At 35.6% G+C, this 2,164-nt stretch carries 2 protein-coding genes; both read left to right on the forward strand.

Features of this window, described 5'->3' with window-relative positions; all coding sequences use genetic code 11:
- Window positions 1-78 precede the first annotated feature (78 nt).
- On the forward strand, window positions 79-990 hold the full coding sequence (locus tag F6K13_RS29860; protein WP_124146513.1) for a substrate-binding domain-containing protein: 912 nt from the start codon (window positions 79-81) through the stop codon (window positions 988-990).
- A 439-nt stretch (window positions 991-1,429) separates the two neighbouring features.
- Window positions 1,430-2,065 (forward strand): 1-acyl-sn-glycerol-3-phosphate acyltransferase, encoded by a 636-nt coding sequence (locus tag F6K13_RS29865; RefSeq protein WP_124146512.1) that lies wholly within the window; start codon window positions 1,430-1,432, stop codon window positions 2,063-2,065.
- Window positions 2,066-2,164 lie beyond the last annotated feature (99 nt).

Raw genomic sequence — 2,164 nt, forward strand, 5'->3', positions numbered from 1 at the left:
TTATTGGCGATCTATGACTTCATCAATAATCCTATCCAAATTGTACTTAGTATAACTATCAAACCAAGCTAAACAATCATGGCTAAAAATAATGCACCACCAGTAATTTTTTTTATACTATTATTTTTCCTACTAGCTGGAGGAGGATACTGGTTTTTATTAAATCAAAATCGACCAGATACTAACAACAATATTGTTAATAATCCATCAAAAAAATTAAGCATCCCTGAACCAGCTAATCAAATAGTCTCTAACCTAGATACATCTCTACCAAATCCCAATATATTAGCAATGGATGGTAGTGTGACGATGGTTAAATTAATCAAACTGATGGAAAATGCTTATGAACAAAAATATCCTAATATTCCCATCACTTATGGAGTACCTGAAGGTAGACCAAATGGTTCTAATCAAGGCATCAAAAATTTACTAGAAAATCGAGTACAAATAGCAGCAATATCTCGTACATTACGACCAGAAGAAAGCTCTCAATCAAACATTAAATTAATTCCTATTGCCAAAGATGCTTTAGCAGTAGTAGTCGGAATTAATAATCCCTACAAAGGAAGCTTAACATTAGACCAACTCAAAGATATTTATCAGGGAAAAATAATCAATTGGTCAGAAGTTGGTGGTGATGATTTGCCGATAAAAGTTATCAACCGTTCTCCCAAAAGTGGCAGCTACAATTTCTTTCAAGATGTTGTCTTATTAGGAGAATCTTTTCTTCCAGATAGTTCAAACTTTATTACATATCAAAGAGATGTCACAACTCCAATTTTACGAGAATTGAACAATAATGGAATTAGCTATACCACAGTAGCTCAGGCAAAAAATCAAACCACCGTTAGAATCATGCCAATAAACGACATTTCACCTGTAGATAAAACTACTCCTAATAATGACAATTATCCTCTGAATCGTAGTGTATTTTTAGCAGTACCAAATCAAACAAGTTTAGCAGTAAAAAATTTTCTAGAATTAGCTTGATCAACCAAAGGTCAACAACTTGTACAACAGGCAGATTTTATACCTTTAGATTGAAGAAGGCAAAAGGCAGAAGGGAAAATTGCTGATGGATAGTCTTGACACACCACTCCGTTTCTTATACCCCCAAACAATTTTAAGCACCGCAAGTGACGATGGGGGTATTAAACTCGCAAAAGAAAAGATAACGTAGTTCCAACCTTATGAGGCAAGCTGAAAGCTGTTTGCGCAGCATTCCGCAGGAAATGCTTAACCTTCTGCAGCAAAAAAACTGATATAGCAAGGAACGAGTTGGTGTTTGACTTATGTTGATGATGAATATTAAGACAGAGAAATTATTTTCCCACTTTTACCTGTTGCCTGTTGCCTGTTGCCTGTTCCCTGTTCCCTGCTATAGGTTATGATGATGAACTAACTTAACCTAAAATCAAGGTCATATCTTGTGGCTAGAAATCGTGAACCAGTCGAGAATTTAATTCTTTATCGCTTATTAAAATGGTCAGTAATAGTTCCTATACTTAAGTTTTATTTTCGGAATAATGTTTATGGTACAGAAAATGTTCCACAACAAGGGCCATTCGTCGTAGTTAGTAATCATGCCAGTGACTTAGACCCTCCAATAGTTTCTGTTTGTATGAAAAGACCTGTTGCTTATATGGCAAAAGAGGAATTATTTGAAGTACCTATTTTGAAGCAGATTATTACATTATACGGAGCATATCCAGTTAAAAGAGGATCGGCAGATCGAAGTGCTATTCGTTCAGCACTCAATAGTTTGGAGCAGGGGTGGGCAGTAGGTATCTTTTTACAAGGGACTAGGACTTCTGATGGTAAAATTACAGAACCAAAATTGGGGGCGACTTTAATTGCGGCAAAGGCAAAAGTACCATTATTACCAGTTTCTATCTACGGTACCCATGCAGTGAAACGTCAAGGTTTGATAGCTAATTCTGTACCAATAACTGTCAGAATTGGAGAACTTATACCACCTCCAGAGTCAACCAAGAAACAAGAGCTAGAATTAATAAGTCAAAAATGTGCAGACATAATTAACAAAATGCACGATTTAGGACGTTAAGATATTTAGTTAAAAAACAAATGCAGGATATTAGAGAACAATTGGCCGAAAACTTGGATGTAGCTGAATGGAATTGGTTAGTACCCCATGTAAAACGTA

Origin of the sequence: Okeania sp. SIO2B9 (assembly GCF_010672505.1) — a bacterium.
Taxonomy (GTDB): Bacteria; Cyanobacteriota; Cyanobacteriia; order Cyanobacteriales; family Microcoleaceae; genus Okeania; species Okeania hirsuta.

Excerpts from the sequence above, each read along its gene's own strand:
- F6K13_RS29860 (WP_124146513.1), top strand. The coding sequence starts at position 79 with ATGGCTAAAAATAATGCACCACCAGTAATTTTTTTTATACTATTATTT.